18 protein-coding genes are annotated in these 19,338 nt (G+C 37.8%); 17 read left to right on the top strand and 1 reads right to left on the bottom strand.

Annotated features, from left to right (window positions below; all coding sequences use genetic code 11):
• The first annotated feature begins 172 nt into the window (after window positions 1–172).
• The 8 genes from GQR44_RS14160 (at window position 173) to GQR44_RS14125 (ending at window position 12,042) form a co-directional block, all read left to right on the top strand.
• Window positions 173–2,314, top strand: coding sequence for a glycosyltransferase family 2 protein (locus GQR44_RS14160; RefSeq protein ID WP_166372401.1), 2,142 nt, complete (start codon window positions 173–175; stop codon window positions 2,312–2,314).
• A gap of 4 nt (window positions 2,315–2,318) precedes the next feature.
• On the top strand, window positions 2,319–3,425 hold the full coding sequence (locus tag GQR44_RS14155) for a hypothetical protein (protein WP_166372400.1): 1,107 nt from the start codon (window positions 2,319–2,321) through the stop codon (window positions 3,423–3,425).
• 197 nt (window positions 3,426–3,622) lie between these two features.
• A complete protein-coding gene (locus GQR44_RS14150; protein WP_166372399.1) occupies window positions 3,623–4,954 on the top strand; it encodes a hypothetical protein in 1,332 nt (443 codons plus the stop codon).
• Window positions 4,944–6,725, top strand: coding sequence for a glycosyltransferase family 2 protein (locus GQR44_RS14145; RefSeq protein ID WP_166372398.1), 1,782 nt, complete (start codon window positions 4,944–4,946; stop codon window positions 6,723–6,725). Before GQR44_RS14150 ends, GQR44_RS14145 begins: the two co-directional genes overlap by 11 nt.
• Before the next feature lie 99 nt (window positions 6,726–6,824).
• Window positions 6,825–8,207: an MBL fold metallo-hydrolase gene (locus GQR44_RS14140; protein ID WP_166372397.1), complete on the top strand. Its 1,383-nt coding sequence runs from the start codon at window positions 6,825–6,827 to the stop codon at window positions 8,205–8,207.
• A gap of 837 nt (window positions 8,208–9,044) precedes the next feature.
• Window positions 9,045–9,695: an ABC transporter ATP-binding protein gene (locus GQR44_RS14135; RefSeq protein WP_166372396.1), complete on the top strand. Its 651-nt coding sequence runs from the start codon at window positions 9,045–9,047 to the stop codon at window positions 9,693–9,695.
• 265 nt (window positions 9,696–9,960) lie between these two features.
• On the top strand, window positions 9,961–11,073 hold the full coding sequence (wecA, locus tag GQR44_RS14130) for a UDP-N-acetylglucosamine--undecaprenyl-phosphate N-acetylglucosaminephosphotransferase (protein ID WP_166372395.1): 1,113 nt from the start codon (window positions 9,961–9,963) through the stop codon (window positions 11,071–11,073).
• 12 nt (window positions 11,074–11,085) lie between these two features.
• A complete protein-coding gene (locus tag GQR44_RS14125; RefSeq protein ID WP_166372394.1) occupies window positions 11,086–12,042 on the top strand; it encodes a DHH family phosphoesterase in 957 nt (318 codons plus the stop codon).
• A 98-nt stretch (window positions 12,043–12,140) separates the two neighbouring features.
• Here the strand turns inward: GQR44_RS14125 and GQR44_RS14120 are convergent, their stop codons facing one another.
• Window positions 12,141–13,844 (bottom strand): FAD-dependent oxidoreductase, encoded by a 1,704-nt coding sequence (locus GQR44_RS14120; protein WP_166372393.1) that lies wholly within the window; start codon window positions 13,842–13,844, stop codon window positions 12,141–12,143.
• 231 nt (window positions 13,845–14,075) lie between these two features.
• Here GQR44_RS14120 and GQR44_RS14115 point away from each other — a divergent pair, with 231 nt between their 5' ends.
• The 9 genes from GQR44_RS14115 (at window position 14,076) to rplL (ending at window position 19,239) form a co-directional block, all read left to right on the top strand.
• The gene (locus tag GQR44_RS14115) at window positions 14,076–14,369 is read left to right on the top strand and encodes a metalloregulator ArsR/SmtB family transcription factor (RefSeq protein WP_166372392.1); all 294 of its coding nucleotides are present in this window, start codon (window positions 14,076–14,078) and stop codon (window positions 14,367–14,369) included.
• Window positions 14,370–14,407: 38 nt separating this feature from the next.
• Window positions 14,408–14,830 (top strand): YeeE/YedE thiosulfate transporter family protein, encoded by a 423-nt coding sequence (locus tag GQR44_RS14110; RefSeq protein WP_166372391.1) that lies wholly within the window; start codon window positions 14,408–14,410, stop codon window positions 14,828–14,830.
• Window positions 14,831–15,298 carry a YeeE/YedE family protein gene (locus tag GQR44_RS14105; RefSeq protein ID WP_166372390.1) on the top strand — a complete coding sequence of 156 codons (468 nt, stop codon included), beginning with the start codon at window positions 14,831–14,833 and terminating at the stop codon, window positions 15,296–15,298.
• Between the two features lie 388 nt (window positions 15,299–15,686).
• Window positions 15,687–16,067 carry a preprotein translocase subunit SecE gene (gene secE / locus GQR44_RS14100; RefSeq protein ID WP_028869215.1) on the top strand — a complete coding sequence of 127 codons (381 nt, stop codon included), beginning with the start codon at window positions 15,687–15,689 and terminating at the stop codon, window positions 16,065–16,067.
• A 9-nt stretch (window positions 16,068–16,076) separates the two neighbouring features.
• Window positions 16,077–16,625 (top strand): transcription termination/antitermination protein NusG, encoded by a 549-nt coding sequence (gene nusG / locus GQR44_RS14095; protein ID WP_028869214.1) that lies wholly within the window; start codon window positions 16,077–16,079, stop codon window positions 16,623–16,625.
• A 297-nt stretch (window positions 16,626–16,922) separates the two neighbouring features.
• Window positions 16,923–17,351, top strand: a complete 429-nt coding sequence (gene rplK, locus GQR44_RS14090; protein ID WP_028869213.1) for a 50S ribosomal protein L11 — start codon at window positions 16,923–16,925, stop codon at window positions 17,349–17,351.
• 4 nt (window positions 17,352–17,355) lie between these two features.
• Window positions 17,356–18,060, top strand: coding sequence for a 50S ribosomal protein L1 (rplA, locus tag GQR44_RS14085; protein ID WP_166372389.1), 705 nt, complete (start codon window positions 17,356–17,358; stop codon window positions 18,058–18,060).
• Window positions 18,061–18,326: 266 nt separating this feature from the next.
• Window positions 18,327–18,830 (top strand): 50S ribosomal protein L10, encoded by a 504-nt coding sequence (gene rplJ / locus GQR44_RS14080; RefSeq protein WP_028869211.1) that lies wholly within the window; start codon window positions 18,327–18,329, stop codon window positions 18,828–18,830.
• A 43-nt stretch (window positions 18,831–18,873) separates the two neighbouring features.
• On the top strand, window positions 18,874–19,239 hold the full coding sequence (gene rplL, locus GQR44_RS14075) for a 50S ribosomal protein L7/L12 (RefSeq protein WP_028869210.1): 366 nt from the start codon (window positions 18,874–18,876) through the stop codon (window positions 19,237–19,239).
• Window positions 19,240–19,338: the final 99 nt, after the last annotated feature.

The raw sequence follows: 19,338 nt of genomic DNA, 5'->3' as shown, positions 1-19,338 counted from the left end.
CGAACGAATACTTATTCCTTTGGTCTGAATGTTAAATGACAAAAAAACTAGTGGCTTACAGATATATAAATGATGCTATTTTTGTGACTTTTTATTACACTATTCATCTTATTTGTTTGAAATAAAACAATCTTAATGGGCTCAACTTATCTTCTAAACGGTATTTATCTTGATGAAATCAAAATTAAAGAATTTTTTAGGGCTTGCTCAAAAACCAACAAACGCTGACCAAGAGCAATTGAATATTATTAATGAATCTGGTTTATTTAATGAAGAGTATTACACAACTACCTATGGCCAATGCGCTCCCTATAAAAGTGCTTTAGATCATTATATTGTTGAAGGTGCTAACAAGTTTTATAACCCTCATCCTCATTTTTCTACCGCTTATTACTTATATGAAAATGCAGATGTTAAAGCATCGAATGTTAACCCTTTATTGCATTATGTTCTTCACGGTGAAGCCGAAGGGCGTAAACCTAACCCTTATTTTTCTCCTTCTGCTTATGTCGCCCAAAACCCTGATTTAGCAGGGTGGGAAGCAAACCTGTTATTACATTTTGTGAATCATGGGTGTGCTGAAAATCGCGCTTACTGTGACTTTAGAAGTGAATCTAATTCAGCTAGCTCTCAATCTTATCAAGAATGGATTAATAACCATGAAGTAGTGACGGCTTCTTTAGCGCTTCAAAATATTAAAGCCTTTGAGCATAAACCGCTTATTTCTATTATTGTGCCTGTATATAATCCTGAAAAGCAGTTGTTGATAGAATGTATTGAATCGGTTATCAAGCAATCTTACAATAATTGGGAACTTTGCTTAGCAGATGATAAGTCGCCAAATAAAGATGTTCGTGAAGTGTTAGAAGAGTACACGGCAAAAGATAAACGTATTAAAGTGGTTTTCCGTGAAAAAAATGGTCATATCTCAGAAGCAAGTAACAGTGCTTTAGAAGTGGCAACAGGTGAATGGTCTGCATTGTTAGACCATGACGATGAGTTACATGTTCATGCTCTGTACCATGTGGTTGAAGCACTTAACCAGCAGCCTAAAACAGAATTGATTTACAGTGATGAAGATAAAATAGATGAAGACGGTGTTCGTAGTGGACCTCACTTTAAAGCCGACTGGAATTTAGATCTTTTATACAGCCAAAACTATGTGTCTCACCTTGGTGTTTATAAAACAGATATCGTTAATAAAATTGGTGGTTTCCGTAAAGGATACGAAGGCAGTCAAGATTTTGATTTATTATTGCGTTACTCTCGTGAAATCGACCAAGCCAATATCGTTCATATTCCTAAAGTACTTTACCATTGGCGTATGGTCGAAGGATCTACCGCACTCGCTTCTGAAGAAAAAACTTACACAACAGATGCAGGCATTAAAGCCTTACAAGACCATTTTAAAGCCTTAAATAAAGAGGTGACGGTCGAAAAGGGCGCTGGTGCAAATATGTATAAGGTTAATTGGCAAATTGCTGAAGAGCCTTTAGTGTCGCTTATTATCCCGACTTACAATGGCTATGATATTACAAAGCAAGCAATTGACTCGATTCTAGAAAAAACAACTTATCAAAATTATGAAATTTTATTAATTGATAATAACTCTAATGACCCTATTGCTTTAGACTACTTTGAAGAACTTGATCAGCATGAAAAAATAACCGTCCTGCGTTACCCTTATCCGTTTAACTATTCTGCTATTAATAACTTTGCCGCTAAACAAGCGAAAGGCGAAATTATTGGCTTGGTTAATAATGATGTTGAAGTAATAACACCCGAATGGCTGACAGAGATGGTGTCTCATGCTCAACGTGAAGATGTGGGTTGTGTTGGGGCTATGTTGTATTTTGACAATGATACTATTCAGCATGCAGGCGTCATTTATGGTTTAGGTGGTGTAGCTGGTCATTCTCATAAGTACTTCCCACGAGACCATCCTGGATACTTTTACCGCCTTAAATTAGTGCAAAACTTGTCTGCGGTAACAGCTGCCTGTTTGCTAGTGCGTAAATCAGTCTTTAATGAAGTAAATGGTCTGAATGAAGAAGACTTAAAAGTTGCATTTAATGACGTTGATTTTTGTTTGAAAGTACAAGCTGCAGGGTATCGTAACCTCTGGACGCCTTATGCAGAGTTATATCATTATGAGTCAATCAGTCGTGGTGCGGAAGATAACCCTGAAAAAGTAGCGCGGTTTAATAAAGAGATAGATTATATGAAAGATACATGGCATACAGATAAAAAATCTGATCCTTGTTATAGCCCAAATTTAAGTTTAACAAGAGAAGATTTCTCGGTGGGTAACTAATCTAATGAAAAAATTATATATACATATTGGTCTGAGTAAAACAGGCTCATCAGCTATCCAGTCTTGGTTATCTTTAAACTCTGAAGAGCTTAAACGACAAGGGGGAGATTATGCAGATTTAAGTCCTTCTGCTAAAGAAGGAAAAATAACTGCAGGTAATGGTGTTCAGTTATTTCATGCTTGTAATAGTGAAAATTGGGAGGAAGTTGAAAGACTAATTTTAAATGTATATTTCGGCAATAACTTTAAAGCTATTATTAGCAGTGAAACATTACAAAACATATCGCCAATAGCAATTAAAAAAATTAAAAGTATTTGTGATGATAAAAATATAGAAGTAAATATTATTGCATATGTCAGGAGTGTATACGAATTACTCTATTCTAATTACTTGCAAGGTGTTAAAAGGCATGGCTTTACTTTCCGTTTTGGTGAAAAAGAGGGAATGGGTTATAAACCTCAGCGAACCTTTCTAGAAAATTATTTCCGTGTCTTTGGATCTGACTTAAAAGTTTTAAACTATGACTCTTTCAAAAAAGATATTTATCGCTCATTCGCAAGTGTTTTAGAATTAAATGTTGACAAATTTATTGTTAAGAACAGAAGAGTTAATCGCAGTTTAATATTTGGTGAAACGGAAGTTTTAATCGAAATGAACCAATTACATAAAGGTGTGTTTTCTACAGAAATTTCAGATTTTTTGATAGAGCTTTCGCCTGAGTTGCCAACTACCGTTTTCTATAAAACAGATTTATTAGAGAAAACCAGAAAACATGCAATTGATGACCTTAATTGGATAAATGAACACTTAATTCATGATGGTGACTTGATAGAGCTTGATTTTTCAAACAAATTTCAAAGCGTCAAACATTTAGATGATATAGATAATTCTAAAATTTTCCGAGATGTAGCAACATGGGCATTAAATAGAGAGACTCAAACTTACTGTAAAGAATTAGTTGATTTCTTGAGGGATTTTGCAGTTTTTTTTGAAAAAATAGATGTTGAACAGTCTTATAAGTTAATGAAAAAGGCTCTATTACTTAGACCGCAAGGTCCATTTATCCAGAAGAAAGTGAAATATTATGAGAGATTATTAGCTGCTAAATAATGTGATTAGCTGTATATCATTGTTTTCTGCTGTTTACTTAAACTTAGTTCATTATATATGTGATGGTTTATTAATCTTATAAATCAATTGGAGATTACTTGTTTCTCTGCTTTGTTGATATTATACAATCTATATTTTCGGCATGCTTTTGGTAATTATAGCGGTCGTTGTTATTCATCAATTACTTTAAGAGTTTTATGTCATTAGATTCATTAACAAATAAAGGGATGGTTGTTGTTCATCCTGGTAACGAAGAGTTTCAAAAAACGATTGTCGTTGTGGGAGTTGCACGAGGCGGTACGTCTATCGTTGCTGGGGCTTTAAAACACCTTGGTGTACCGATGGGTAATGCCTGTGATCCGGTTTTTGAGGATACACGTTTAAGTTTAGCCTTTGAAAAAAAATCTAAAGAAAAATTTGAGCAAGTGATTACCGATTATAATGAAAAACAGAATGTGTGGGCATGGAAACGCCCATCAACTTTAAATAATTTACCGCGTATTGCTAAAAAATTACGTAATCCTCATTTTATTTTTGTGTTTCGTGATTTATTATCGGTCGCTAACCGCAATACAATATCGATGAAACAAGGCGTCATCGGCGGATTAGATGCCGCTTTTAATGATTATAAAAAAATACTGCGTTTTCTTAATAAATCATCTCATCCTGCTTTATTGGTATCCTCAGAAAAAGCGGTAAAACATAAACAATCATTTATTAACGCTTTAATTGAGTTTGCAGATTTACAGCCTACTGAAGCTCAGTGTCAGCAATCGCTTAATTTTATAACTCCGAATCCCTCAAACTATTTAAAAGTTAGTCGCATTGATAACGTTATTGGTTGGGCTGATAAAAAACAATTGCAGGTTGGACTGTTAACCGGTTGGGCCTATCGTGCGCATAATAAAAAGCAAGTTAATCTTACTGTTTATGTGAATGATAAGGTATTGAAAACCATTTCTGCCTCAGAGTTTAATGCCGCCTTTAAAGGAAATATTCACCCGACTGGGCATTGTGGTTTTTCTATTAACTTACTTGATTGTGATGTTAAACCCAGTGATCATATTCAAGTTAAGGCGGAGGGAGATGAGGTGCCGGTTTCTGGCATTGAACTAAATCTAACACATCTTCAACAATGGTTACTTCCTGGGCAATTGTTTGTTGAGCCGAAGGGGGCTATTAATTTAAGTTTATTACAGACTGGGTTATTAAGAGGTTGGGCTGTTTCTCGCTGTTATGATACACCAGCTCAAATTGGGGTGTATATTAATGGTGAAAATTTTGCGCAACTACCCGCAACTATAAAACGTGAACACCTGCAAAAATCGCAGGTTCATACGACAGGTGCTTGTGGTTTTGATTTTGACTTAAAGCTTTTTGGTATTTCCCCATGCGATGAGTTAGAAGTTAAATTACAAGGCACTGAAATTGTTTTGTATCAGCGTAAAAGTATGTTTCCTGAACTCAATGCATGGCTAACGCTCCAAGAATTAAACCATAAAAATAAGTTGGCACAAAATGCTAATTAAATTTTTGCCTCCACGTTTAAAAGATTATTTAAAAACATTGCCCTACGTACTTAAAAGTTACCTTTTTTTATATCGATTTTTATCGCCCTATTTTAATCATCCCTATAAGCGCTGGATTAAAAATATTGAACCCACATTATGGCAACCAGTGCTTTCAGAGCAAAGTCACTGTTTCTCTATTGTAGTCCCCGTTTATAACCCTCCCATTAAGTTTCTTAAAGCTTGTGTTGAGTCCGTGCAGCAACAAAGCTATCAAAATTGGCAATTAGTATTAGTTAATGATGCATCGACATTTCCTGTCGTTAATAACTACCTTGATCAATTGGGTTTAATTTCAGATAAAATAACGATTGTTACTAATTTCTCTAATTTACATATTAGTGCCTCTACTAATGTAGGAATAAAGGCATCGAGTGGTGATTTTATTGTGTTGTTAGATCATGACGATCGACTCGCACCACAGGCACTCAACGAAGTCGCTTGTTTATTGCTTGAACAACCGGAGCTTGAATGGATCTATAGTGATGAAGACTTTATCAATAAAAATGGTAAACGAGTTGCACCTCATTTTAAATCTGCTTGGAATCCTTATTTGTTGCATGCACATAATTACATCACTCACTTGTCTATTTATAAACGCGATTTTTTGCAACAGCTAGGTGGATGTCGCGTTGGTTTTGAAGGTGCGCAAGATTATGATTTAGCATTAAGAGCTTCTGAAATTTTAAAGCCAAATCAAATTGCCCACATTGCAAAAATATTATACCACTGGCGTATACATGAAGGCTCTACTGCAGCAAACACGGGTGATAAGCCTTATACCGTTAAAGCGGGTCAACATGCTTTGATTGAGCACTTTGAGCGCAGTGAAATTGATGCAAAAATAAATGAAGGAAATTTAGATAATTTCTATCATGTGCAATACATCCCTAAAAATTGGCCTAAAGTTTCAATCATTATACCAACCCGAGATCATAAAAGTGTATTGGAAACATGCGTTTCGAGCTTGTTGGCTAAAACAGATTATGCTGAGTTAGAAATTATTATAATGGATAATCAATCTAAACAAGCGGATGCTTTAGCCTATTTAGCTCAACTTAACCGACATGAAAATATATCGGTAATTAAACACGATAAAGCCTTTAACTATTCAGAAATAAATAACAGGGCAGTTGAGTTGGCATCGGGCGAGGTTATTGTTTTATTAAACAATGATACCGAGGTGATTAATAGTGCTTGGCTTAAAGAACTTGTTGGATTAGCCATGCAAGCAAATGTTGGTTGTGTAGGGGCAAAGTTACTTTACCCCGATCAAACGATTCAACATGCTGGCATCGTTATGGGTTTAGGTGGGTATGCTGCACATTCTCATCGTTGTATTCCTAATGACTCGGGTGGTTATTACAACCGTCTGCACCTTAATCAAGTTGTATCAGGAGTAACTGGAGCATGTTTAGCCATTCGTAAAGAAACTTACTTAGTGGTCGGTGGGTTAGATGAAAGCTATCAAGTTGCCTACAATGATGTTGATTTTTGTTTGAAAGTTAAAAGCATAGGTTTTTATAATGTGTATTGTGCGCATGCACAGCTTTATCATTATGAATCAAAAACGCGCGGTAATGATGCAGAGAACCCTGAAAGAATAAAACGTTTCGATAAAGAAAAAGCGTTGCTACTGGAACGCTGGAAACCTGAGATTGAAAACGATCCCTATTACAGCCCTCATTTGACTAGGGACGCAGAAGATTTTTCTATACGATCGCGTTATTGAATTCTTATTGTGAACTCTACATCAATTTAGACTTCGTAATTTGAATACCGAAGAAAAGAGAATAAAGTGGTTTAATACTTTTTTTAAAAGGTTGCTTTTATGAAAATATTACATCATGGCGCTGTTAATGGTGTGACTGGTTCTTGCCATCAATTGGTGATTGATTCAGCTAATAGTGTGTTGGTTGATTGTGGTTTGTTTCAAGGTGCTGAAACGTCTGGTCGAGGTGACGATGATTTGTTATCTATCGAGTTTGATATTAGTACGGTTCAAGCTTTATTAGTGACGCATTGTCATATTGACCATGTTGGACGTTTGCCTTATTTATTAGCCGCAGGATTTAATGGGCCGATTATTGCCACAGAAGCGACTGCGGCTTTGTTACCAATGGTGATTGAAGATGCGCTTAAGGTTGGCGTCACTCGTAATCAATCGATTATTAAGGCGTGTTTAGCGCGGTTAACTAAGCAACTGGTTGCAGTGCCTTATAAGCAATGGTTTGCATTGGATTTAGTGGGGGATGTTCAAACTAAAGTGAAATTCCAACCGGCAGGCCACATTTTGGGTTCTGCTTATATTGAGATTGATGTTATATCTGTTGCTCAGCCTGCCACGCGTGTTGTTTTTTCTGGTGATCTCGGTGCCACTTATTCTCCTTTGTTAGCTTCCCCTAAAAGCCCTTATAAAGCTGATATTGTGGTGATTGAAAGTACCTATGGCGATAAGAACCATCAAGGACGACGTGATCGTGCTAAGAGTTTAGAAAAGGTATTAATTAAAGCGATTAGTGATAATGGGGTGGTGATTATTCCTGCATTTAGTATTGGGCGAACGCAAGAGTTGTTGTATGAGTTAGAGCAGATCACCGCAAAAGCGAAGTTTAAAAAACTGGCTGATATTGAAGTGATTGTTGATTCGCCGATGGCCGCTAAGTTCACAAAGCATTATCAACATTTTCAGACGTTATGGGATGCTGAAGCTAAAAGACGTGTGAAACAAGGCAGACAGCCTTTAAACTTTGATAGTTTGTATACGGTTGATACACACCAAGAACACATGCAAGTGGTTGAGTATTTAGCAAATCGTAGTAAACCTGCGATTGTGATTGCTGCGAGTGGTATGTGTAGTGGCGGGCGGGTTGTTAATTATTTGAAACGATTTATCACTGAACCGACTGCTGATGTGTTGTTTGTGGGTTATCAAGCTCGTGGTACGTTAGGGCGTCAGATTCAACAGTATGGACCAAGTGGCGGTTATGTGTTTATTGATGGTGAGAAACTAACGGTTAATGCAGGCGTTCATACGATTTCGGGTTACTCAGCCCATGCCGATCAATCTAATTTAGTGAATTTTATTAAACGTATTCGTAAAGGTCCTGAAAAAGTCATTATTGTGCATGGTGATGAGCAAGCGAAAGAAAGTTTGAAAGATAAGTTGTTAGTGCTGGATAAAGGCATGCTTGTTGAAATAGGTAAAGGGTAAAGGGTAAAGGATAGATAATAGCGGCTATGCTTGAGGCAAGCTTCAGTTTGCAAATGTTTTCTGTTTTGTGTTTTTACTTTGGTAGCGAAGGTCAAAAGCATAAACCTAACACCTAAAAGAAGCAGGCTGAAGCCAGCGCCCCTTAAAGATGTTTCGCAACTTGTGATATTGTTCGCCAATTGCTTCATACAAAAAACTAAAAAGCAGGCTGAAAAAAGGAATCGCAGAGCTCTTCCGCTCATTACCCTAGCCTGTCGGCTAATTCGCCCATGCGGCCCTTACAAGATGTATCACATCTTACAATATTGTTCGTCAATTACGTTATACCAAAAATCAAAACCATCACTCATCGCAACATAGTGCGATAGCTATCAAGCATAGCTTGATATTCGGGGCGCTGGCTTCAGCCTGCCAGTATGCGGGTTATCGCGTACAACGATTAGCCTCGATGAGTAAAGCGAACCATAAATGACTAGAACAACAGCAAAACCCAAAGACTAAGGTCAAAAGAAGCAGGCTAAAGCCAGCGCCCCTTAAAGATGTTTCGCATACTACTATTAGCCTCGATGAACGCAGCGAACGAATAGCAATGAAATATCACACAAAGCGAAAAGGTCAAAAGAAGCAGGCTGAAGTATGCGCCCCAAAGTCAAAACATGTTTCCAAGCAGGGTAAAGGCTGCAGCTGGAAGTTCAAAGGTTAAGGTCTTAAATTCAAAAGGGACGATTACAACTAATTCAAATTAAATATTTATTTGTTTTATCGAGGGATCTTGCTCCATTTTGTGAATAAAGATAAGCTCACTGTTCATTTTTTAATAATGCTTTGTATGAAACTATGATCAAATTACAAAATTTAACCAAATATTACCCTTCTGATCTAGGGCATCAATATATATTTCAGGATATTAATTTTGAAATTCCTGAAGGGCATAATATTGGTATTTTAGGCTCGAATGGCGCAGGTAAGTCAACATTATTTAGGATTTTAGCCGGTAGTGAATACCCAAATAAAGGCAAAGTGATTACTGATAAAGCCATTTCTTGGCCAGTGGCTTTAGCCACTGGGATTCACCCTCAAATGACGGGGCGTGAAAATACACGGTTTATTGGTCGTGTTAATGGTGTTGCCGATTTAGATGAATATGAAGAAAAAGTGAAACATTTTGCAGAATTAGGTATTAAGTATGACTTACCCGTTAAAAACTATTCTAGTGGTATGCGTTCTCGTTTAGCTTTTGGCTGCTGTATTGCGATTGATTTTGATGTGTATTTGATTGATGAAGCAACCTCTGTTGGCGATCAAAAATTTCGTAAAAAAGCACGCCAAGCGCTGTTAGATAAAAGTAAAACAGCAAATGTTATTATGGTTAGTCATGACATTAAAGAGATTGAAGAGTTTTGTGATAGTGCGATTATTTTACATCAGGGTGAACTTACTTTTTACGCTAACTTACAACAAGCACTTAAGGTTTATGAGGGGTTATAGCGTTAGCTGCGACTAAGTAAAAACACTGTTTATTAATCGTGCGCGTTGGATTTGAGCAAAAATAATCATTTAAATGAGCGCTAACTCATTAACTATTTAGTTATAAATACTGTTTTAACCTATGGTGTAGGTTTATTTTTATTATTGAAATATTTTAAAATACTTCAAAAGTGTAAGGTTAGGGTGGTATTATCTTTGCTCTCTCAATATGACTACTTTCACAAAGAAGTGAATCATAAGTGAAAAAATAATACAGGTGTGAGTTATGTTTATTTCAATGATGGTAACTGCACTTATGTCTTTCGCTGTTTCCTCTTTTCTTTTTTATTTTTTCCATCCTAAAGCTATTCAATTTGGACTAGTCGATAAAGCTGATCATCGAAAGCTCCATAAAGGTAATATCCCTGTTATTGGCGGACCTGCTCTTTATTGTACGCTTGTTTTTGTTTTATATATGAATCAACAATTCACGCCCGAGGTTCTTTCCTTCGTCCTTTGTGGTGGTTTTTTAATGTTGTTAGGCATGATTGATGACAAGATTAATTTAAAGGTCTCATTACGGTTGTCGTTAATGATTGCGATTACGACGTTTCTTTATTATTTCGCTGAATTCCAAATATCTTCTTTAGGTAACTTATTTTCGTTAGGTGAGGTAGTGTTAAATAGTGCATCGTTAATTTTTACTATTATCGTAGTGATTGGTGTGATCTCCGCCTTTAATATGGTTGATGGTGTCGATGGTTTATTAGGTTGTTTGAGTCTTATTAGTTTTTTAGCGCTTGCCGTTTTGTTTGGCGTCAATGGGAAATTATATTTAGCTTCTACTTGTATTTGCTTTATCGCAGCATTAATTCCATTTTTAATGTGTAACCTTTCTATGCTACCGCGCAACCGTTATAAAGTATTTATGGGCGACTCGGGTAGTTTTTTTATTGGCTTTACTGTTGTTTGTTTATTGATTGCGGGTAGTCAAGAGTCAATGCATATTGATGATGCCATTGTGGATCCTGATTCACCAACAGCTTTTAAACCAGTGACTGCATTGTGGTTAATAGCGGTACCCGTATTGGATATGATTGCGAATATAATTAGGCGCGTAAAAGATAAAAAATCTCCACTTCACGCAGATCGTGGCCATATTCACCATCTTTTGCAAGACATGGGTTTATCTGATAAACAGGTGCTTATTTTACTTTCTGCGTTTGCTATTTTTAGTGCCAGTGTTGGTGTTATTGGCGGGATCTTGCATGTGCCTGAAGTGATTATGTCTAGTTTACTTATTTTATTACTCGCTGTTTATTATTATTTTTACTCCCATAGTGACAAGTTCAGTGGTTTAATTCATCGATTATTTGGTCATCAATTGCCCACTTCATAAGAAGGTTATATTATGCATTATGATATTTTTAATGGAGATGCTGACGGCATTATTTCATTAATACAATTACGTCTATCAAGCCCATTAACGTCTACTTTAGTAACAGGGGTTAAACGTAATATTCAGCTATTAAAAACGATTGATATTAACCCTGAAGATACTTTAACAGTCTTAGATATTTCGATGGAAAAGAATACCAACGAATTAGTGGCTGCATTAGACCAAGGTACTGCGGTTTTTTATGCCGACCATCATCGTTCGGGTGATATTCCTAACCATGATAAGCTGACCGCTTTAATCGATTTAGATGCAAATATGTGCACAGCGTTAATCATTGATGAGTATTTAAAAGGGCAGTTCCATGATTGGGCTATTTGTGCCGCTTATGGCGATAACATGATTAGTAAAGCTGACCAATTAGCGACTGCTGCAGGATATACAACAGAGCAAGCAGACTTATTAAAAGAGCTAGGAACGTTAATTAATTATAATGGTTACGGTGCTGATGTTGCCGATTTACATTTTGACCCTGCAGATTTATATGAAGCGTTAGTTAAATACCCAAGCCCATTTGATGTATTTGAAGATAAGGCATCTCCTTATTATGCGCTACAAGCTGCTTATCAAGCGGATTTAGAAAATGCATTGTCTATCCCAGCTATGCACAGTAGCCAAGTATTAAGTGTGTTTGAGTTGCCGGGTGAAAAATGGTCTCGTCGTATTAGTGGCGTTTATGGGAACTTACTAGCGAATCAGCAACCAAGCAGTGCATTTGCGGTATTAACTAAAAATGAGCAGGGCGGTTACCTTGTCTCTTTACGTGCTCCCTTAGAAAATAAACAAGGTGCTGGTGACGTTTGTAGTCAATTCGATACTGGTGGCGGGCGCGCTGCAGCAGCGGGTATCAATCAGTTACCTGTAGAAATGTTACCTGATTTCATTAAAAAAGTTGAAACTTATTACGCTTAATTAACCATATCTTGCTTTTCTAAGGTATCAGGACGGAGTTCTGTTTTTAAATCGTATTACCACATCATATTGTGGTAATACGAAATAAGTTAAACTTATTAAGCTTTGGCAAATTTATAAGTGCGGTAACCGCCGATTAAGTTGCGTGCTTTGAAGCCGTTATTCACTAACTGACGATAAGCAACATTGCCACGTAAGCCAACCTGACAATAGATGATGATCTCTTTGTCTTTTGGTAATTCATGTAGTCGTTGACGTAGTTCGTCGACTGGAATATTGATAGCCTCCCCAATTTGTCCTAAAACTTCTAGTTCACCTGCAGTACGCACATCCAATAACACTTGTTGGTCAGTTAAGTGATCAACTTCGTCAAAATGTATTGCTTTAGTATCTCCAAGCATAAGGTTATACGCTACAAAGGCTGCTTGGTTGATAACATCTTTAGCACTACCAAATGGTGGTGCGTAAGTGAGTTCGAGGTGTTGTAGTTGTTCTACTGTCATGCCTGCTCGTTGCGCGACGGCCATAATGTCGATTCGTTTGTCGATGCCATCTTTACCTGCGGCTTGGGCACCTAGAATTTTTCCTGTTTGTGGGTCAAATAACATTTTAAATGAGACTATTTCCGCACCTGGATAGTAGCTAGCATGGCTTGCTGTGTGCACAAAGACTTTCTCGTAGTTGATGCCTTTTTGTTTAAGTTGTTTTTCATTTTGACCGGTTGAAGCGATTGCTAAGTCAAATATTTTGCAAATGGCTGTACCCTGAGTGCCTTGATAATCTTGATTGCGGCCAAACATATTATCAGCAGCCATGCGTCCTTGACGGTTTGCAGGGCCTGCTAAAGGGACGATTGTTGGTTTATCGGTTACAAAGTCCTGTTCTTCAATGGCATCGCCAACGGCATAAATAACAGGATCACTGGTTTGTAATTGCAAATTGGTTTTAATACCACCTAATAAACCGATATCCAATCCAGCCTCTTTAGCTAAACTGGTTTCAGGCCGTACACCAATGGCCATAATCAATATGTCCGTGATGAGCTGTTCGCCATTACTTAAACTGAGGTTTAACTCACCTTGTAAATGTTGGTTGTCGATACTTTCACCAATGTCTTGATTGGCGATGTGATCATTTTTAATATATTCAACACCCTGTAATGCAACCCCTAGACGTAAGTCGATACCATGGTCGCGGATCACTTGATGAGCAAATCCTGCCATCTCTTTATCTACTGGTGTCATCACTTGGTCTGCTAATTCCAATAGAGTGGTTTTAATCCCTAATTGATGAAAAGCTTCCATCATCTCTAATCCAATAAAACCACCACCTACCACTGTCGCGTGCTTAGGTTTATTGTATTTAATGGTATTGATGATGTTATCCATATCGGGAATATTACGCAGAGAGTGCGTTAATGGATTATCAATCCCCGGTATATTAGGTACGATCGGAGCGGCCCCTGGACTTAATACTAAAAAGTCATAGCTTTCAGTATATTCACTACCATCATTGACATTTTTAATAGTGATTGTTTTTTCGTTGCGATTAATGCGAATAACTTCTGACAATGGTCGTACATCAACGTTAAAGCGTGCCAAAAAACTTTCAGGCGTTTGTAGTAATAATTGATTACGATCTTCGATATCTCCACCTACATGGTACGGTAATCCACAATTCGCAAAGGAAATAAATGGACCTCGCTCAAGCATAATAATTTGCGCATCTTCACTTAAACGTCTTGCGCGTGCCGCTGCTGATGCGCCTCCGGCAACGCCACCGATAATTACAATTTTTGTCATATCCAATTTACTCCGTATTGCTCATTATTAATTTGATAGTGGGATTTTTTTGATTGTTAATCTTTAATTATTAAGCACTCGCCGTGCTTGAATTTGCAAAAACTATAATTCATTAAATTAGCTTTGTCTAATTTAACTTAGCCTAATTTAGTTAGATCTAAATAAGAATTGACTAATGTTAATGCTGTCAGTATTGTTTGCATAATAAATAAATCATAGAAGGTGAAATTCATGGAACTCGATGAAATGAAGTTACGTGCAGGTGAAGTCGCTGAGTTGTTAAAAACAATGGCTCACCAAGAGCGCCTCATGGTGTTGTGCCAATTAATAGAAGGGGAGGTTGGGGTCTCTCAATTACAAGCTGGTTCTGAATTAAGTCAGTCGGCATTTTCACAACAATTATCGGTATTACGCAAAAATGGTTTAGTTGAAGTGCGTAAAGAGTCGCAGCAGGTATTTTATTCCTTATCAGATCCTCGTATTAAAGCGTTAATCATTAGCTTGCATGGGATTTTTTGTGTTTAAGTAAAACTGGTTTTAATCAACTTAATTGAGAGAGTTATATGTCGTTTTCAATACCTTGGCATGCATTATTGGGTGGAATGTTGTTAGGTTTATCTGCCGCCATTCTGATGTTATTTAGTGGTAAAGTCGCCGGTATTAGTGGCATTGTAAATGGTTTGATACAACCTAAAAAAGGGGACACAGCTTGGCGTGCTGTTTTTATTATTACGATGATTTTGAGTGCAGTTTTTATCGCTCCCTTCGATATCAATTTACCGCTTGTAAGCACTGATAGTTACCTGCTGATAGCGTTAGCGGGTCTACTCGTAGGTGTTGGCACTCGTCTAGGTAATGGTTGTACTAGTGGTCATGGAATTGTTGGTATGGGACGTTTTTCGATGCGTTCTATTGTTGCTACTGTCGTGTTTATGCTTAGTGCAATAGTGGTTGTTTATTTTCGTCAATTATTCGGAGCCATATAAATGCATTATTCATCTTTATTTCGTATTGCAGTAGCAGCCGTAGCGGGTTTGTTGTTTGGCGCTGGCATGGTGATTTCTGAAATGGTTGACCCTAATAAAGTGACTGCTTTTTTAAATGTAACGGGCGCATGGGATCCTAGCCTTGCATTTGTGATGGGAGGAGCGCTATTAGTGTTCACGCCTATCTATCATGGTGTCATTAAAAAACGTCAAACAGCAGTCAGTGGAGAACCTTTACAATTAAGCCATAAGAAAAAAGTAGATGCGCCTTTAATTCTTGGTGCTAGCTTATTTGGCATTGGCTGGGGGCTCGCTGGGTTTTGTCCTGGGCCTGCAGTATCTAGCCTGAGTTCAATGAATCCTGTTATATTAGTGTTTATTGTTTTTATGCTTTTAGGGATGATGCTTGCTAATCAATATTTAGCGGGTAGAGTCTGTTCGTTGTTTTATGTTAAGCGCGGGCATTAATAACAGCCATGCTAAGTGTAAGGTTTGAGGTTAATGTTTCTTAATCATGTTTATTCATAAGCTTCTTAATATAAAACGTAGATTCAAATGATAAGATAAACTACCTCAATACTTTGTTTGATAGAGGCAACTGTTAGGTGATCGTGCAATAGAAAAGTAGCTTGATTGTCTTTTATCAATAAGAATTGTTATTTTTATATATAATCAGGTTACAAAAGACAGAAAAATCCTTATACTTACGTGCTTTATTTTTAGGTGGCGACTTATGCTTAATATAAAAGCAGTCTTTCACCTACTAAACAATCGCTTTAAATAGGTGGTTGTTTTACCTCTTAGCAACTGATGCTAGGGTCGGTATTATTAATTTTAACAGTGGATAAAAAGCGTTATGACAACAGTAAATTCTGAAAACAGCAAAAGCTCATTCGATGGGGTTAAATGGACGATCACCGTTTTATTATTAGCAGCAATCATTGTTGGTAATTATTTATATGGCGAAGAAACGCATGTTGTATTACGTGTAGCAGTACTTTTATTATTAGCTGCTTTAGCCGTTCTTTCTGCTGCATTTACTGAAAAAGGCAAAACGTTTATTGGTTTTGCTAAAGATGCGCGCCTTGAAGTGCGTAAAGTTGTTTGGCCAACTCGCCAAGAAACAGTACAAACTACATTAATCATCTTAGCGGTATCAACCATTGTTGGTTTGATATTGTGGGGTCTTGATGGCATTTTCGTTCGCCTCATCGCGTTTATCACTACCTCTATTTAAGGGTTTATTATGACTGAAGAAGTTCAAAAAAAGAGATGGTATGTAGTCCAAGCCTTTTCTGGGTATGAAGGACGTGTACAAAAAACATTAGTTGAGCACATCCGTTTAAATGAAATGGAAGAGCACTTTGGACAAATCTTAGTCCCAACGGAAGAAGTTGTTGAAATGCGTGCTGGACAAAAACGTAAAAGTGAACGTAAGTTCTTCCCTGGTTACGTTTTAGTTGAAATGGCGATGAATGACGACAGCTGGCATTTAGTAAAAAGCATTGACCGTGTAATGGGCTTTATTGGTGGTACAGCAGAACGTCCTGCTCCTATCTCTCAAAAAGAAGTGGATAATATTCTTAACCGTTTACAAGAGTCTCACGATACTCCTCGTCCACGTACTTTGTTTGAAGCAGGTGAAGTGGTTCGTGTTAGTGATGGTCCATTTGCTGACTTCTCAGGTACAGTTGAAGAAGTTGACTACGATAAGAGCCGCTTAAAAGTATCGGTTTCTATCTTTGGTCGTGCAACGCCAGTTGAACTTGAATTCTCTCAAGTTGAAAAAAGCTAATTAATTTATAACAAATCAGTTATTTGCTAATGCTTATCTAAGCCAATAAGGTCATTCTTATTGGCTTTTTGTTTTTTTAATCATCTGTAATTGTTATTAGGTTAAAAAAACACCAAAAGATCTTGTGAAATGAGGTAGCTTACAGTTATAATTCGCCGCCCATTTTATTTGTGGTGAGAACTTTAGTTAACACGGCAAATTCAATAGGATCGAGTAGGCTGCAATAATGCAGTCACTTATGTATTCATCGGGAAGCTGAGTTTTTTCAGCGTTATACCCAAAAAAAGGTAATATATCATGGCTAAGAAAGTAACCGCATATATCAAGCTGCAAGTTTCAGCTGGTATGGCAAACCCGTCACCACCAGTTGGTCCAGCACTTGGTCAACACGGTGTTAACATCATGGAATTCTGTAAAGCATTCAATGCAAAAACAGAAGCTCAAGAAAAAGGCGCGCCAGTTCCTGTAGTAATTACAGTATATGCTGACCGTTCTTTTACGTTCGAAACTAAGACTCCACCTGCATCTTACTTACTTAAGAAAGCTGCTGGCATCAAATCTGGTTCTGCTGTACCTAACAAAAATAAAGTAGGTAAAGTAACAGTTGCTCAACTTGAAGAAATCGCTAAAGCGAAAGAAGTTGATTTAACGGGTGCCGATCTTGAAGCGATGGTACGTTGTATTGCGGGTTCTGCTCGTTCTATGGGTCTGGAAGTAGAGGGTTAATACAATGGCTAAATTATCTAAACGCATGACAGCTATCCGTGCAGAAGTTGACGGAACTAAAGAATACGACATCAATGAAGCAGTAGCACTTTTACAAAAGTTCGCTACAGCTAAATTCAGCGAAAGCATTGATGTTGCAGTTAACCTAGGTGTTGATCCTCGTCGTAGTGATCAAAACGTACGTGGCGCAACTGTATTACCACATGGTACTGGTCGTGAAGTTCGTGTTGCTGTATTCACACAAGGCGCTAACGCAGAAGCTGCTCTAGCTGCTGGTGCGGATATCGTTGGTATGGACGATCTTGCTGCTAAAGTTAAAGCTGGCGAAATGGATTTTGACGTAGTAATTGCATCACCAGACGCTATGCGTGTTGTTGGTCAATTAGGTCAAATCTTAGGTCCTCGTGGCCTAATGCCTAACCCGAAAGTTGGTACTGTTACACCTAACGTTGCTGATGCAGTTAAAAATGCTAAAGCTGGTCAGGTTCGTTACCGTAACGACAAGAATGGTATTATCCATTCTACAATCGGTAAAGCAACGTTCACTGCTGAACAGATTAAAGAAAACCTAGAAGCTTTGATTATTGCGCTTAAAAAAGGCAAACCATCAGGTGCTAAAGGTCAATTCATTAAGAAAGTTTCTCTATCTACAACTATGGGTGCAGGTCTTAAAGTTGACCAAGCAACTCTAGAAACAGTAGTAGCGTAATTTTTTGTAGTGATTTGATGATTAATCATCAAGTCACTATACAAGGTGGCATATTGTTTGTATAATATGCGACCTTACTTTGGAGGGCCTTAGGTCTCTTCTTAGACCGCAGGTGTTAAATCTCTGATTTGACTTAATTTCCTGCGTAGACGGTACCGGACCCCAGAAAGATTATTCTACTGGATCCGAAACCAAAATAGTGCCTCACCATTAGGTGAGGGTGTTTATCTAGGGTAAAACCTAGTGGAATCCAGGAGTAAAACCAAATGGCATTAAGACTCGAAGACAAACAAGCTATTGTTGCTGAAGTCAACGAAGCTGCTAAAGGCGCTCTGTCTGCTGTTGTCGCTGATTCACGTGGCGTAACAGTAGGTGCAATGACTGAACTTCGTGCAAAAGCACGTGCAAACGGTGTATTTTTACGAGTAATTCGTAATACATTAGCACGTCGTGCAGTTGAAGGTACTGACTATGCATGTCTGGCAGATACGTTTACAGGTCCTACTATCCTTGCTTTTTCAAACGAACATCCAGGTGCAGCAGCACGTCTTTTAAAAGACTTTGCTAAAGCTAATGAAAAGTTTGAAATTAAAGGGCTAGCATTTGAAGGCGAATTTATTGAAGCCGATCAAATCGACCGTTTAGCGACATTACCAACTTACGACGAAGCAATTGCGAAACTGATGGCTACTATGAAAGAAGCTGCAGCGGGCAAACTTGTACGTACTCTGGCTGCAATTCGCGACCAGAAAGAAGAATCTGCAGCGTAATTGCTGTAATACCATTTTATAATCTATATATAGGAATTGACTCATGTCTCTTACTAAAGACCAAATCATTGATGCTGTTGCAGAACTATCTGTAATGGAAGTTGTTGAACTAATCGAAGCAATGGAAGAAAAATTCGGTGTATCTGCTGCTGCTGTTGCTGCAGGTCCTGCTGCTGCAGGCGAAGCTGCTGCTGAGCAAACTGAATTCAACCTTGTACTTACTGCTTTCGGTGAGAACAAAGTTAAAGCAATCAAAGCTGTTCGTGCTATCACAGGTCTAGGCCTGAAAGAAGCGAAAGACGCTGTTGAATCTTGCCCTGCTGTATTGAAAGAAGGCATCTCGAAAGACGAAGCTGAAGCTTTCCAGAAAGAGCTTGCTGAAATCGGTGCAACTGCTGAACTTAAATAAGTTAGATTTTCTAACTTATTAGCCATGAAAATGGCACTGGCTGGTGATTATTTAATCACCGGCCTTTTTGCGCTATAGGATACCGTGATTTATCATTAT

This window comes from Psychromonas sp. SA13A (genome assembly GCF_011378715.1).
In the GTDB taxonomy this organism is placed as follows: Bacteria; Pseudomonadota; Gammaproteobacteria; order Enterobacterales; family Psychromonadaceae; genus Psychromonas.
The sequence above is the reverse complement of the archived record's forward strand: the minus strand, read 5'-3'. Positions and strand labels throughout refer to the sequence as shown.

Coding starts and splice junctions, on each gene's coding strand:
- nusG (WP_028869214.1), top strand. CDS start 16,077: ATGACTGAAGAAGTTCAAAAAAAGAGATGGTATGTAGTCCAAGCCTTT.
- secE (WP_028869215.1), top strand. CDS start 15,687: ATGACAACAGTAAATTCTGAAAACAGCAAAAGCTCATTCGATGGGGTT.
- GQR44_RS14145 (WP_166372398.1), top strand. CDS start 4,944: ATGCTAATTAAATTTTTGCCTCCACGTTTAAAAGATTATTTAAAAACA.
- GQR44_RS14120 (WP_166372393.1), bottom strand. CDS start 13,844: ATGACAAAAATTGTAATTATCGGTGGCGTTGCCGGAGGCGCATCAGCA.
- rplL (WP_028869210.1), top strand. CDS start 18,874: ATGTCTCTTACTAAAGACCAAATCATTGATGCTGTTGCAGAACTATCT.
- GQR44_RS14155 (WP_166372400.1), top strand. CDS start 2,319: ATGAAAAAATTATATATACATATTGGTCTGAGTAAAACAGGCTCATCA.
- GQR44_RS14125 (WP_166372394.1), top strand. CDS start 11,086: ATGCATTATGATATTTTTAATGGAGATGCTGACGGCATTATTTCATTA.
- rplA (WP_166372389.1), top strand. CDS start 17,356: ATGGCTAAATTATCTAAACGCATGACAGCTATCCGTGCAGAAGTTGAC.
- GQR44_RS14135 (WP_166372396.1), top strand. CDS start 9,045: ATGATCAAATTACAAAATTTAACCAAATATTACCCTTCTGATCTAGGG.
- wecA (WP_166372395.1), top strand. CDS start 9,961: ATGTTTATTTCAATGATGGTAACTGCACTTATGTCTTTCGCTGTTTCC.
- GQR44_RS14150 (WP_166372399.1), top strand. CDS start 3,623: ATGTCATTAGATTCATTAACAAATAAAGGGATGGTTGTTGTTCATCCT.
- GQR44_RS14105 (WP_166372390.1), top strand. CDS start 14,831: ATGCATTATTCATCTTTATTTCGTATTGCAGTAGCAGCCGTAGCGGGT.
- GQR44_RS14115 (WP_166372392.1), top strand. CDS start 14,076: ATGGAACTCGATGAAATGAAGTTACGTGCAGGTGAAGTCGCTGAGTTG.
- rplK (WP_028869213.1), top strand. CDS start 16,923: ATGGCTAAGAAAGTAACCGCATATATCAAGCTGCAAGTTTCAGCTGGT.
- GQR44_RS14160 (WP_166372401.1), top strand. CDS start 173: ATGAAATCAAAATTAAAGAATTTTTTAGGGCTTGCTCAAAAACCAACA.
- GQR44_RS14140 (WP_166372397.1), top strand. CDS start 6,825: ATGAAAATATTACATCATGGCGCTGTTAATGGTGTGACTGGTTCTTGC.
- rplJ (WP_028869211.1), top strand. CDS start 18,327: ATGGCATTAAGACTCGAAGACAAACAAGCTATTGTTGCTGAAGTCAAC.
- GQR44_RS14110 (WP_166372391.1), top strand. CDS start 14,408: ATGTCGTTTTCAATACCTTGGCATGCATTATTGGGTGGAATGTTGTTA.